Below are 13,889 nucleotides of genomic sequence, written 5' to 3'. Positions count from 1 at the left end.
CTGCCTGACCGAATCCATGGTGTCTCATCATGTCCTGAGTGCTTTTGTCAAACCAGCGGTAAATGTTGGGGTAAAACACGATCTGCGCCGGATCGCACTCCCCCCATTCCACTTTATGACGCCACTCAAACTGAATCACGTTCGGTACCCTCTACTAACAATCGTAATCTGCCCCGACTGATCTTGCCATTGACAGTCCTGGGAAATTCCTCAACCGCACGAATCCAACGGGGTTGTTTGAACTTTGACAGTTTTCGGTTCATATGTTCCCTCATTCGATCACACGCTGCGGAAGCAGCGGTATTGTCCGAAGGAATGAAAAACAATGCGGGCCTTTCAGTCCCTGTATCATCCGCCGCACTCAAAACTGTCACATCTGAAGCAACGTCGGACTGCTGTCCAACTTTTTCAACATCACGCAGATGTACCCACTGTCCCGATACCTTGATCAGATCGTCCTCCCGACCTTGATGATGCCAGTCGCCTGCAGAATCGCAATGATAAAGGTCGCCGGTGACGAACTGGTTACCCAAGAGTCGGTCTGCTGTTTCCTGCTCTCTATTGGCGTAGCACTTGAACATGAAAGGATGCGTTATTCGAAGCACAGCCTGCTTGGGGACACCTGCCGAATCGCCGTCAGTGCGGACGAGCTCGGGTTTGACACCGGGCAACGGTTTGCCGACCGATTCAGGCGAGGTGTGGTCACAATGCCCTGCCAGTGCAAGAAACAATGTCTCCGAGCAGCCATACACATTAATGATGCGGCTGCCAACGGTACGACACCAAGCGTCTTGAACTTGTGAAGGCAGGTGCTCTCCGGCCGAAACGAAATGCTCAACGTCAGACAAGCTGCCAAGCTCGTCCGCTGTCAACTTACCCAGCAGCCTCCGATAGATTGTCGGAACCGAAAAGACTGCTTTCGGAGACTCAGTCACGATGATTTCATGGACCTCGGATATCGTTAGCCACTGCGGATGCAGGTAAACAGTCGCCCCGATCATCAAGGGCGCTAGCAAACCATTGGCAAGCGCATACGCAAACGACAGTTTTGATGTGCAGAAAACAACGTCGCCAGGGCCCGCTTTCAGCGTGTCTGTATGAAAATGGCAGCAGTCGGAAATTTTTCGATGGGTATGTACTATACCCTTGGGACGACTTGTAGAGCCGGACGAGTACACCCACAAGCACTCATCACCTGCGTCTTTCGGCATCGCAGCCAGCGGAAATTCTTTATTGGTATCCAAAGCCCAATCGGTCAGTTCAATCAACCTCAATTCTCCAGACACCACTTGGGGCAGATGGCAAAGCTCATCTGTATCGCCTGGATCGTGAACAAAAGCAACCGCTTGGGAATCATCAATCACATTACGAAGTTCGACATTGTCAAGGCGCGTGGATACGGCAACAGCAACGGCTCCGATATTGATGACGGCCAGATACATGGCGACGAATTGCGCAGTGTCAAGACATCTGAAAACAACGCGTTCGCCGGAACCGATTCCCGACTGGCGTAGCTCGACACTATTGAGGTGGACACGGCCTGCAAGCTCCGTATAAGTCCATGAACCCAGTTTCCACTTAAGCGCAATCTGCGTGCCAACTTCGGCAAGCCGGTCAGAGCACAATAACTGGGCAACAATATTCATTCTGAGGTTGGAAAACTGAAATCAGCGCTTGTTTCTCGGCGCAGAATATTAGTAATAAAATGCTTTATTAAAACTACTTATATTATTGTTATCAAAACAATATATATTGCCCGTTAGACAGGCACAGCGGCCATCGTCCCATTCGGAATAATTCAAACTTACGAGCAAATGTCCGCGGTCCGCGTGGATCAACAGCTGTCTCCATCGCATAGCGATAACAGGTTTCAGTTGCGCAACCAGCCGCCACCCGGGAAAGAAACCGGTCACAGCCAGGCAATCGATTTTGTGCATATTCCAATATCGCAGAAGATTGCTGTGTCACGATATGAGTCAGCACCCTGTCCAGGGATGTTGACGTTTGCGACTCTTTGGTCTTTCCCACCAATTCGTCATGCGCGTCAGTCTCAGCGTCCATCCAGTCTGAATCGAATTCATTTCGTATGCAATCTTCCAGGGTATGAACATCACCGACAATCCGTATCGACTCTGCGAAGCATCCAAGTCCGTCAAGATGGCAATTTACAAGCTGTTTGATATTGTCGGATGCTTCCGTCCCAACATTGCTGAACCAATCAACCGATTCGAACAAGACTGGCATCTGCCTGATTCGCTCACCAGCGCCCAGTGCGAGCGAATTCGCTTTACGTTCAGTCACCGCGCAATTCCCGCCATAGCCCGAGTTTTTCTTGAACAGGTCGGTCTGAGAAACTGAACAGATATGAATCTTCAGCCGCAAAGTGCTGCACCTCGACCCAGCTCGGAACGACGAATGTATCCCGTCTCGACCATTCAATCCTTGTCTCACCCACGTTCGAATATCCCGCGCCCTCGACTACAGAAAACACCGTCGCGTCAGTCGATCGATAACCCGCGGTTTCGAATTCCTTCGGCAGCAATTGCATGTTGGTTGCCATGGTTGGCATCGCATGGTCTCCGGTGACTGGATTGACATAGCGGGACTTGAGTCCATGGCATGAATCCCATTGTTCGGAGACTCGCATCCGGTCAAGTGCCGCGCGAGTTCTTGCATAGGGGTAATTGAATACCGGCGATGTTTTCGAGACCTCTTCATAACCCTCAGGCAGAAGCCCCGACCCATATCTTGCCAGCGCATCCCCTTCCGGTCTCGACTGAGGGAATACATCGTCCGGGTATTTCTCGAAAAATGACGCATCAAGAGACTTGACCAGCGGTATGTCCAATCCATCAAGCCAAACCATTGGCTCGTCACTGTCGTTGCCATGATCATGCCATGCCCACGAAGGTGTAATGACGAAGTCTCCTTCTTCCATAATGGTTTTCTCACCGTCGACAGCGGTAAAAGCACCTCCTCCCTCAACAATGAAGCGCAGTGCAGATTGTGTGTGTCGGTGTGCTGGCGCGATTTCTCCAGGAAGTATCAACTGCAAACCGGCATACAGTGTTTCGGTTATTCTTGATTCGCCCGACAGCCCCGGATTTTCTAGGATCAGTACTCTTCTTTCTGCCTGCATGGCTGTGATCAGTTCCCCGGATTCCATGATCAGGGGCCGGACCTGATCGTAGTGCCAAACTGCGGGTACACATCGACTCTGCGGTGTCGGTGTGATCAGTGAGCTCAATACGGTCCACAGGGGCGCAAGGCTATGCGCCGGAAGGCGTGTATAGAAATCCCTGAGTTCAGGAGTGTCCGGTACGTTGGCAGTCATTCAGGAAGACGCTCGGTTATTCGGTTGCTGTCGGAAGCTCAAGGCCGAAATGTCCGACAATCTTCTCTTGCATGACATCGAGATAGGCTTTGGCCATATCCTCATTGGTTCGCTGCTTGATCCCCCACTTGCGGTAGATTCGATTGTTTTCCGATTGCGGTCGTCCAAAGAACTTGTGCATCATCGGATAGTATCGGTTTACGACATCCTGAACTTCCGCCCTGCGCTTTTGTTCCTGCAGAATTTCCGCGGTGAAATCCATACCGAACTGAACATGAAATTTCTCTTCCGGCATTGTCATCCGCGCAAGCTTCCGAAGCGGGACAAATGAACAATGAATCAGATCCTCGACCTGGATGACTTCCGCTGTATCGGCCAAAATCTTGATCACACAAAACTCGGTCCACGTATCCATATCAAATTCAAAGATTGATAACGGCTTTTTGTGTTCCGGTGTCATCTGCGGCTTTTCGATGCCCAATTGCTCGCCAAGCTCACTGAATCGAACGTGGTGGCCATACTCCTCCATGGCAATCCTGCAGGTGAGCCACTTGGCATATGGAGACGGCGCAAGTGCGACAGCCGGTTCATCGAAAACCCGAGCGCCATACAGTTCATTGACCGCATGACTGATTACAATCTTCTCCACTGCAACCCGGAATTCTTCAGGAGCCTCACGTAACTCCTCGACTGTATTGACCTGCGTGCCTGGCTGGATGGTCATATTTCCTGCTCCCGGTTCAAGTGGGTGGTTCGTAATTGAAAATTTCCAAGTCTGAACTGAGCGATGCCAACAACTCCCCAAACTCGCTGTTCATTGTCGCAGCAACGCTTTCAGCGTTCCATGCATCTGCATTGATCTCGATACTTGAAATCGGTCTGGGTTGCGAGAACAGCAACACCTCGCGACCGCGGACGCCGATCAGTTGGCCACTGATATGACTTGCCGAATCGCAGCACAGGGCAGCAACCACCTTGGCGACATAATCAGGGCTGATTTTCATCGCCCTGCTTTTGTAGAGTTCCTGTTCTTCGTTCGCCGGAACGATTGTGTCGGTCACTCGAGTCCTCGCAAACGGCGCCACGGCATTGACAGTGACCCCCGAACGCATCATATCGAGAGCGACAGCCCGCGTCAGTCCCATCAGACCGCTTTTCGCACTCGCATAGGACGATTGTCCGTAATTCCCATAAAATCCAGCGGTCGATACGATATTGACGATTCTTCCCCAACGGTAGGTATTGCCTGGACCCGCGGATTTAGCCTGTTCCTTCAGCACCGGTGTCGCCGCCGCCAGAACATGATAGGCACCAGCAAGATTTACGCGTATAACCTCGCTGAAATCTTCCGCTCTGGCCTTGAATATGAAATGGTCACGCAAGATAGCGGCATTATTCACAACAATATCCAACCGGCCCCAGCGTTCGAGCGCCATTCTTACGGCTTCATGCCCCGACTCCGGATCTGCCACGTCCAGACTGCAACCCTCAGCATGTTCTCCCAGCGAATTCAAGCTTCCCTCAAGAACAGAACCGTCGGGCTGAGTGCCATCAATGTTCACACCGCTGTCGGCAACAACCACCCGGACTCCGTTGCGAACAAATTCCGTCGCGATTGCCTTGCCGATCCCCCGCGCTGCTCCGGTTACCAGTGCAACACGCCCTTCCAGCACCTTACCTGAGTCGTTCGTATTCACCATGCCCGGTCAGCCGCAGTGAGAAAGGGATCGGCGTGGATGTTCGATCTCATCACCCCGATATTGCATAATGCCTCGGTACATGTCCTTACCATGGGCGGCGGACCGGCCATATATGCCATAAATTCTTCGTCTGATCTGAAATCCTGCGCCAGTACTTCCGACAGCAAGCCCGTCCTCACCTGGCTCGGTGCCGATGGATTGGACAATACCGGGATATAACTGAAACTCTCATACTCCCTGGCCAATTCGAAAAACAGCTCCGCCCGGAAAATATCCGACTCGTCACGAACGCCATGATAGAGATACACTGCTCTTGAGGGGTTTGCGGTGACAGCGTCGCACGCGACAGATTGGATCGCTGAGAGCCCAGAACCACCGGCGATCGCCAATACCGGCCCGGCATGATCAATTCGATAGTACATGTTTCCGTAGGGGCCTTCAATCTGAACGGTCTCTCCCACCTGCAAATAATCCCAGACGAACGAGCTGACCGCCCCGCCTTCAATTCTGCGAATATAGAATTCCATTTCATCGGACTCGAAAGAAGCGATCGAGTACTCCCGACGCGGATATCCCTCGAACGTAACGTATACAAACTGACCGGATGAGTGACTGAAACTCTCACCGAGCGCGAGTCTGACTTTGACACTTGCGATATCGGAGGTAAGCCTTTCAAGCCCGGAAACCTCACAGGCAAGCCGACGTACCGCGTGGGCTGCGTGATCATCCTGATCATGCCAGGAAACCTCACAGTCAGACCATGGAACCGCCCTGCAGGCCAAAATAAGTCCGCTATCGTACTCTTCCTGCGACAACGCGAATTCGGAATACGGAGACAACTCCACTTCGCCGGAATGTATCCGGGACTTGCATCCGCCGCAGTTGCCGGCACGACAGCCATGAGGATATTCGATACCCGCAGCCAGTGCAGTTTCGAGGATGGTGGATCCTACCTCGACCTGAATCGTCTGCTCGGATTGGCGGATGTGTACATTGAACATCTGACTGTGACGATACCTGTGACCTTCTTGAGAGAACCTCTCTATCTGTTTCGGTTGGATTCGTGGACTGTTGAGGTGGCTATGCGTGCTTCGCCAACCGGAACTTCTCTCTTGCCGCGTCCGGACCGACCACTTTCGCACCCAACATCTCGACTATCTTTACCGCCTTTTCCACCAGCTGGCCGTTACTCGCAAACTTTCCGCGCTCCAGATAAAGATTGTCTTCCAGTCCAACCCGGACGTGGCCGCCGAGCAGGACCGCCTGCGCGACCATCGGCATCTGATGACGGCTGATCCCGAAAGCGGTCCAGTTCGAGCCTTCAGGCAGCATGTCACGCATGTTCTTCATCGCAGCTGTCGTGGCCGGTGCGCCATAGGGAATACCAAGACAGATCTGATATAGAGGTGGCTGATCGATCAGTCCTTCCTGCACCATCTGATTGGCCATCCAGACATGTCCAGTGTCAAAAACCTCGAGCTCGGGTTTCACACCAAGCTTCTTGATATGCTCGGCAGCTCGTCGCAAATGATTCGGTGTGTTGATCATCAACATATTCCCCTCACCGAAATTCATGGTCCCGCAATCCAGCGAACAGATTTCGGGGAGCAGGTCATCAACGTGTGCCACCCGCTCTTCAGGCATCACAAAATCAGTTCCCGGTCCAGGCTCCGTCGGCGTCTCATCACCGACGACATAATCGCCTCCCATACCGGTCGTTAGATTGACCACTACGTCGACACCGGAACTCCTTACACGGTCAACTACTTCGGAAAATAAATTTCGGTCGCGAGCGCCGGCCCCGGTTTCCGGATCGCGCACATGAATGTGTGTGACAGCTGCACCTGCATTCGCTGCCTCAACGCAGGCGTCCGCGATCTGCTTGGGCGTGATCGGAAGATCCGGGTGTTTGTGCTGGGTCTCACCAGCACCCGTTACCGCACAAGTAATGACAACTTCTTGATTCATTATTACTCCTTATTATCAAATGTATATTCTTACCCGATGGAAGATATCAGATCGTCAGCTTGGACGCATCGCATCGCGAGGCAAACAAACAGGAAACTGCGCTCGCAGAGCCTCGTCTGTCGCGTCGTTGATATGTCGGGGATAGTGGCTGGACAGGATCTGCTGGACGATCATCTGTGACTTCTCGATCACAGTTGTTGAACCCTGCTCCGCCCATTCCTTTGGACTCGTGCGGTCACCAACCTCAGGATAGACATAATCTTTCTGCATCAGGTTCATGGTCTGATCGTGGCCAAGGTAATGATTAGGTCCGCCGATACAGACATCGCGCATCACTTCTATCGACAGGGAGTCCTCATCCACCTCAATTCCGCGCACTGAGCGATTGACCGCACCGAGCATGTCATTGTCAATTACAAATCCCTCGTAACTGAGACCCAGCAGGCTCGCCTGCATGCCGGCAGACTCATACACCATATTGGCGCCGCTGTGTCCGGCGAGTGATGTTGTATAGCCTTTCTCAAACCCTGACTGTGCATCCGGCACTTTGGAATCTGCCATTCCTGCAGCGATTCCCGTCGGCAAGTCATAATATCTCCCCATCTGACCGCACGCAGCCATCAGGACTGCCTGTTCCCCGCTACCTCCGCTCATGGCTCCGGTACGCAGGTCGGAGACAAACGGCCAAATACCGATCATCGCTGGATGACCTTTGCTGATCTGGTTGACATATACGAGACCTGCGAGCGTCTCCGCAACTTCCTGCACAACCGCTCCAGCGAGAGAGGCTGGACTGGTCGCACCCGCCTGGCCGGCTGCCAATAGAAGAATCGGCATGCCTGCCCGGACGGTTCTTTCCAGGACTTCACACGCATCTTCAGCAAAACGCATCGGGGGCACAACAAAACATGATGAGGAACTCACAAACGGCCGTTTTCGCCACTTGCCCTCGCTGCCGGCGACGATGTGCAACATCTGCATGGTCTTGTCAAAATGTTCGGGGAGCACCCAACTGGTGCCGACATGCTTGGACGTCCCTGAAATGCTGGCATAGCATGTGTTGAAATCCATCTCCAGCGGGTTCTCCAGGTCCCGACAAACCAGCGGTCGCTGAAAGAAATGGATATGCTCCATGTTATCGACGATCCTGGCAATGTTGTATAGATCGAGCAGATGGGATTCTCGATATTCACGTGTATCGACATCAACCACGTGAACCGCTGCACCGGCGGTACCAAAATACACCCGCGTGGATGTCAGCTCCATATCATGCTTGGCGTCCTGTCCATGCAGCACAAAGTTTCGGGCAGCATCCGCAATCGTGTCCTCTACCAACGAACGCGGAAATGTGAGACGTCCCTCATTTGTATATGTGCAACCCGCCTTGGTCAACAGTTCAATACAGGAAGGAATCGCCTGGGACAGTCCGATGTTTTCGAGCGCATCCATTACCGATTCGTTGACCCGCTTTATCTGCAGATCGGTCAGCGGCGCAAATCGGCCACCGTGCATGCCAGGCTTGACCGCCTTGTCCTCTTCGGCCAGCGGTGCGGCTCTCAAGGCCTTGCGCGCCGCCCTTCCTCCAAGTCGTCTAACTTCCACCAATTTTATTTGCCTCAACTCATTCAAATCTCTGTCAAAAATCAATTCTCAGCCGAATCCGCCCTTCATGTCCCGACAGTCAGCAACAGATAAGCTCCGTACCATGTCGGCTCAAAGTGCGCGGACCTTCTTGCGTCACATGCACAGTCTCACCCAGTGTCATCGCCAGATTATTGTCGGAGTCAAACAGAATCATGTGCAAGAAATAAACCATATTTGGTTCCACAGTTACCGGATTGCCGGTATAGAACATTGGCCAATCCATCCAGGTCGGTGCATATGTCGTGCCTAGACTGTAGCCGCAGGCATTCATGCGCATATTCCTGAATCCGTGATCATCCATGATTCGAGCGTGTGTATCAAAAACCTCACCGACTGACGCACCGGGTACAAGCACATCCTTGCAGGCGGAGATGGCATGTTCACATGCCGCCGACATCTTCTTTTGTCGCGGATCGGGTTTTCCGACCAGAATCGTACGCATGAGACAGGCATGGTAGTGTCTGTACACCCCGGCGAATTCCAATGTCAATTGATCGTCATCGGAAAGTGTCCGCCGCCCGGTGTGGTAGCGGCATAGCAACGCATTTTCACCCGAACCGATTATAAACTCATTCGCCGGATCATCGCCCCCTCCACGGTAGATTGCAGCATGCATCGCTGCCAGTATGTCTCCTTCGAACGCCCCCGGGTGCGTCGTCTGGATTGCCGCATCAAGGGCATCATCGGCAAGCGCGGCGGCCCGCTCAACATAACTGATCTCGGCGGGAGATTTGATGACTCTCAGCGCACTCACCAGATCAGACGCATCCACAAGACTACAGTAGTCGGACAGTGCGGGTTCGATCCGGCCCCATAACTGGGCAGTCAGACCATATGCGTGAAGCTCGATACCCAGTCGTTTGCCGCGACAACTGAAATCGTCGAGCATCGCAATCAGATCATCGACGGGATTGTGTCCGGCCTGATCAACCCACACTCGTATGTCACTGATGGTTGACGTGATCTGTGCCTGTCGCAGGTCCGGCAATCGGGTAAGCAGTGCATATCTTCCGCTGACATCCAGATATAGACACTGAAAGAAACAATAGCCAAACGTATCATACCCGGTCAGGTAGTACATGCTTTCCTGACGAAAGATCAGTATGCTGTCAAGCTCATCCAGTCTGAGACGTTCTGCAGTCCTGTCTCTGCGCTCTTGGAATTCTGCTTCAGAAAAAAATGTCGCCATCAGACTACCCGCACGATTGATTCATTTTGTCGGACGTTGGTTATTTTATTCTGATTTCCAGGTTCGTTTATCAGACATGTGCACGATACGGTCGACGGTCCATACCATTCGTATGTCGTTTCGCAGCTCGAACCTTATGACTGTCCTGAATCCGGTCCCGCCGCATCGCTGCCATCCTCGGCTCTGTAACCACAACTGGTTTGAAGTATCATTGAGTTTGTCGGACTATAGCAGTTCGCAGACACATTGTCAGGATTCATCAGGATAAACAACAGTCAGCTGAGCCCACAATGCCAGAACCACTCTCAAGCAGCGCCATCAGACAGTTTCGAAATGACGGATTCACACCGGCGGTCCGCGTGATGAGTGAAAAGGAAGCTGTCGACTACCGAAATCGCCTGCAGGCAGTTGAAACGGTCATCGGGGAGTTGAAAGGCGGTTACCGACTGAAGTGTCATCTTCTGTACAAATGGATTGCCGACCTGATCCGCTCGCCGGCAATCGTTCAAAATGTGCAAGCCCTATTGGGTCCGAATCTGATGTGCTGGGGCACTGATCTTTGGTTGAAGGAAGCGAATTCAGATCAATTTGTCTCGTGGCATCAGGACAGCCAATATTGGGGAATTGATGGGGACCAACTTCTGACTGCATGGATCGCACTCTCTCCCGCTACAGTGGAAAGTGGATGCATGCGCATGATTCCTGGCAGCCATCTTGAAGACGCGCTTGCGCATGAAGATACATACCACAACGACAACATGCTGACCCGAGGTCAGACGATCTGCGAAGGGATCGACGAGAGCAAGGCAGTCAATATCGAAGTTGGGACCGGGGAAGCGGTGTTCTTTACCTATCGAATTGCGCATGCATCACACCCGAACCGCAGCGACGACCGGCGACTCGGCATCGCAATCCGATATGTTTCCACTGTTTCAAAGCAACTCAAGTCGGATTGGGACAGTGCGACGATGATCTGCGGTGAAGATCTCCACGGGAATTTTGTTCACGAACCGGAACCCTCCAGAGACTTCGATCCGGTCGCAGTGGAGTTCCACAGGAAGTCCAATGAGAACTATCGCAAAATTCTTTACTCGGATACGGATTGGACGAGCCACAGAACCTGATCCAAACCTGAAATTTCGCTCGCGATCCATTTCCCATGCAATTTGTTTCAGCCGACCAGGTCCATCAGGCATGTGCCTGTTACCCAAGTCTTGTCAATGCGCTTGAAACCTTTCACCGGGAAACACCGGCAGACCTCAAAGACATGCTCCTGTCAAGTCCGCAGGAAGAGCCGGCTGCGGACAATCATCTGCTGATCCGTGCCGCTTGGAGTCACGGCAGCGTGCTCGGACTGAAGGCCGCCAGCGTATTCCCGAACAATTCGAAGTTTTCTGATCTGCCTGCCATCCACGCAATCTACGCTTTGTACGACGGCAAGGACGGAGTGCCTGCAGCAGTCATCGACGGAACCGCAATGACTTACTATAAGACCGCTGCTGATTCTGCTTTGGGATCTAAGCTGCTGGCCAACTCAAATCCCAAGTCAATGGCGATGATCGGAGCGGGAGCCATGGCGCCTCATCTCATCCGCGCCCATTGCGCGGTTCATACGACAATTGATACTGTAACCATCTGGAACCGTACGTTTTCTCGCGCACAGACGCTCGCAGATTCAATGAGTATCGACCGCGTTGAAATCGAAGCGAGTCAAGATATCGAATCAACTGTGCGAAACGCCGAACTGATCAGCTCAGCCACCATGACCGTCGATCCGATCATCCGCGGAAATTGGCTGTCGCCCGGATCACATCTTGACCTCATCGGCGCTTATCGACTTGATATGCGGGAAGCGGATGACGATGCCATCCAAAGGTCAAGAATATTCGTTGACTCAAGAAAAACCACGATCGGCGAGATCGGCGAGATCACAATTCCAATCGAAGCCGGTGTGATTGCCGAGTCAGATGTGCGGGGCGATCTGTATGAGCTGTGCTGCGGGTCTGTCCGCGGACGGAATTCAACACAGGACGTCACATTGTTCAAAAATGGCGGCGGAGGGCACCTTGACCTGATGACTGCCCGCTATATATACGACAAGTTTCGATAAGCCGGTCGCAATCTGATCATCCCGAAGCGCCGGGTCATCTGAGCCGAACGCGGCTCAGTTGCGGAAAAAGACTGCGATCAGCGCGCCATGCTCGGTGTACGAGTTGTGTTCGGTACCGGCCTCCAGCCACACCAGATCACCTTTGCGATATCGAAATCCATCATGGTCGACAATTTCACCTTCCAGGATCAGAAAGTCTTCGTCTCCGTTGTGTATATGCCGTGTCGTGGTATGTCCCGGCGGCATACGATAGACGTGAAAACCGCAACCCAAGTCATAGTTTCCATTGGCCTGCAGGACCTCGCCGTCCACCCGCCCGTTGTCGTCCACGAGCGGTTTGAACTCCCCGACGTCAATATTTACAACCTTTCGCTTGTCTGATTGAATAGGCTTCATCTTTTTTTTAGAATTGGAAGAACTGTAAAGTTGTATACAATGTAGCACATTATCTACACGTATTGAAATAATGGCATTAAATATTCGAAATCCAAGGACAGAACAGTTGGCCATAACGGTGGCCGAACTGACTGGCGAGACAAAGACAACCGCTGTCACAGTGGCGTTGAAAGAACGTTTGGAGCGAATTCAACGAGATCGGTCCGGCAAGAGTTTGGTTGATGAGCTTAATGAAATTGCGTTGCGTTGTGCGGCCTTGCCGGTCATTGACGATAGAAGTGACGATGAAATTATGGGCTACAACGAAGATGGCTTGCCAAGTTGATGGTTATTGACACGTCAGCAATCGTCGCCATACTGCAGACGGAACCAGAACGAGAGAGATTCGTTGAAGCGATAGGCTCTGTTGCCTATAAGAATATGTCTACTGTATCGTTTGCAGAGGCATCGCAAGTTCTCGTTTCGCGTTATGGTGCGAGTGCGCTCAGGGAATTGGACGTATTCATAGACAAGGCAGAAATTCGAATGCGTTCAGTTGATTACAATCAGGCGGTAATCGCGCGCAGAGCATTCCTGGAATTCGGGAAAGGCAGACATCCTGCTCAGTTGAATTTTGGCGATTGTTTCACTTATGCGCTGGCAAGGTCACTTGATCAGCGTTTGTTGTTTAAAGGAGAAGATTTTTCCAAAACCGACATTAGAGTATTTGTCGTGTAGTCACAATTCTGGTGAAGTGGATGAACTTTGGTGGCGAATGTTGACTGATATATGAAAGAATACTAGCCTCGAGATGTTTGAGTCAAACCGTCATGACTGGCGTCAATCGCCTGCACAATGAAAACTGTTTTTCAAGGCAAAGTATCACAGCATATTTTCAAGTGTGTCCGTCGGACCCGAACCAATCATTTCTTCAAAACCGCCGGCCAATTCGCATCGCCGCGTTTTATGTTTCCCGGGATATCCTTGCTCCACTTCTTGCGGATGCGCCGATTGTAGTTCAGATAGAGCCGATCATCCACGACCGACCAGGCGTCAGGGTCGGTTTTCGCCGTGTAGTTGTTGGAGACAGCCCACGCGCAATATCCCCCATACTGCGGAGCCCATCGTTCCGGGTCTGATTCGAACAGGCTGCGATTCTCCTCGCTGGCGAAACGCCACTTGGCTCCGTTCCACTGCGCGGTGAATTGACTGTCCCCCTTGACCGGCTTGCGCTCGGTGTGATAGGCAACTGCATCATACCCGTTGATCGCAAACTCTCCCCGGCCGGTAAATACCGGTGGTTCTGCAGCAAATGTCTGAACCGAGACGATCAGCAAGCCTACTGCGATCAGTACCAATCTGGATGTTCTGATGACGTTTTCCATGAATTTTTCCTGTTGAATTATGACAATTGATGTGATTTTGTATGCTCTGAAACCAGTATGTACATTTTCGTGAAACTCAGCAAACTCATAAATGGTATCCTGCTTCGGCAAATTGTGAGTTTTCAGGTTACACCCTGAAATCTCTTTAGACAAGTCAAAAACAAGAAAAGCCCTGCCGGTATAA

General features: G+C 52.0%; 15 protein-coding genes. 4 read left to right on the top strand and 11 right to left on the bottom strand.

Annotation, left to right across the window (positions count from 1 at the left end; translation table 11 throughout):
- Positions 1-125: 125 nt before the first annotated feature.
- From OXI60_06510 to OXI60_06470, 9 genes are all read right to left on the bottom strand, one after another.
- Positions 126-1,646 (bottom strand): AMP-binding protein, encoded by a 1,521-nt coding sequence (locus OXI60_06510; GenBank protein ID MDE0309468.1) that lies wholly within the window; start codon positions 1,644-1,646, stop codon positions 126-128.
- 91 nt (positions 1,647-1,737) lie between these two features.
- Positions 1,738-2,301, bottom strand: a complete 564-nt coding sequence (locus OXI60_06505) for a hypothetical protein (protein MDE0309467.1) — start codon at positions 2,299-2,301, stop codon at positions 1,738-1,740.
- Complete coding sequence (gene gtdA / locus OXI60_06500; GenBank protein MDE0309466.1) at positions 2,294-3,334, bottom strand: gentisate 1,2-dioxygenase; 1,041 nt, start codon at positions 3,332-3,334, stop codon at positions 2,294-2,296. Before gtdA ends, OXI60_06505 begins: the two co-directional genes overlap by 8 nt.
- A gap of 16 nt (positions 3,335-3,350) precedes the next feature.
- Positions 3,351-4,058, bottom strand: coding sequence for a phenylacetate-CoA oxygenase subunit PaaI (locus OXI60_06495; GenBank protein ID MDE0309465.1), 708 nt, complete (start codon positions 4,056-4,058; stop codon positions 3,351-3,353).
- 16 nt (positions 4,059-4,074) lie between these two features.
- A complete protein-coding gene (locus OXI60_06490; protein ID MDE0309464.1) occupies positions 4,075-5,034 on the bottom strand; it encodes an SDR family NAD(P)-dependent oxidoreductase in 960 nt (319 codons plus the stop codon).
- Positions 5,028-6,035, bottom strand: coding sequence for a 2Fe-2S iron-sulfur cluster-binding protein (locus OXI60_06485; protein ID MDE0309463.1), 1,008 nt, complete (start codon positions 6,033-6,035; stop codon positions 5,028-5,030). The genes OXI60_06490 and OXI60_06485 overlap by 7 nt, the downstream gene beginning before the upstream one ends.
- A 79-nt stretch (positions 6,036-6,114) precedes the next feature.
- On the bottom strand, positions 6,115-7,002 hold the full coding sequence (locus OXI60_06480) for a 3-keto-5-aminohexanoate cleavage protein (GenBank protein MDE0309462.1): 888 nt from the start codon (positions 7,000-7,002) through the stop codon (positions 6,115-6,117).
- 54 nt (positions 7,003-7,056) lie between these two features.
- Positions 7,057-8,604, bottom strand: a complete 1,548-nt coding sequence (locus OXI60_06475; protein ID MDE0309461.1) for a trimethylamine methyltransferase family protein — start codon at positions 8,602-8,604, stop codon at positions 7,057-7,059.
- A gap of 79 nt (positions 8,605-8,683) precedes the next feature.
- Complete coding sequence (locus OXI60_06470; protein ID MDE0309460.1) at positions 8,684-9,835, bottom strand: Xaa-Pro peptidase family protein; 1,152 nt, start codon at positions 9,833-9,835, stop codon at positions 8,684-8,686.
- A 290-nt stretch (positions 9,836-10,125) separates the two neighbouring features.
- Between OXI60_06470 and OXI60_06465 the strand changes: the two genes are divergently transcribed.
- On the top strand, positions 10,126-10,959 hold the full coding sequence (locus tag OXI60_06465) for a phytanoyl-CoA dioxygenase family protein (GenBank protein ID MDE0309459.1): 834 nt from the start codon (positions 10,126-10,128) through the stop codon (positions 10,957-10,959).
- A gap of 35 nt (positions 10,960-10,994) precedes the next feature.
- On the top strand, positions 10,995-11,945 hold the full coding sequence (locus tag OXI60_06460) for a hypothetical protein (protein MDE0309458.1): 951 nt from the start codon (positions 10,995-10,997) through the stop codon (positions 11,943-11,945).
- A gap of 54 nt (positions 11,946-11,999) precedes the next feature.
- Here OXI60_06460 and OXI60_06455 read toward each other — a convergent pair whose 3' ends face one another.
- Positions 12,000-12,341 (bottom strand): cupin domain-containing protein, encoded by a 342-nt coding sequence (locus tag OXI60_06455; protein MDE0309457.1) that lies wholly within the window; start codon positions 12,339-12,341, stop codon positions 12,000-12,002.
- A gap of 70 nt (positions 12,342-12,411) precedes the next feature.
- Here OXI60_06455 and OXI60_06450 point away from each other — a divergent pair, with 70 nt between their 5' ends.
- Positions 12,412-12,666 carry a type II toxin-antitoxin system VapB family antitoxin gene (locus OXI60_06450; GenBank protein ID MDE0309456.1) on the top strand — a complete coding sequence of 85 codons (255 nt, stop codon included), beginning with the start codon at positions 12,412-12,414 and terminating at the stop codon, positions 12,664-12,666.
- Entirely contained in the window at positions 12,666-13,058 is a 393-nt protein-coding gene (locus OXI60_06445; GenBank protein ID MDE0309455.1) for a type II toxin-antitoxin system VapC family toxin, read from the top strand. Before OXI60_06450 ends, OXI60_06445 begins: the two co-directional genes overlap by 1 nt.
- A gap of 185 nt (positions 13,059-13,243) precedes the next feature.
- Here OXI60_06445 and OXI60_06440 read toward each other — a convergent pair.
- Positions 13,244-13,889, bottom strand: a 646-nt coding sequence (locus OXI60_06440; protein MDE0309454.1) for a YHS domain-containing protein, incomplete at its 5' end; no start/stop codon positions are given.

Source organism: Acidiferrobacterales bacterium, from assembly GCA_028820695.1.
Taxonomy (GTDB): Bacteria; Pseudomonadota; Gammaproteobacteria; order Arenicellales; family JAJDZL01; genus JAJDZL01.
This window is presented reverse-complemented; position numbering and strand designations above follow the sequence as displayed.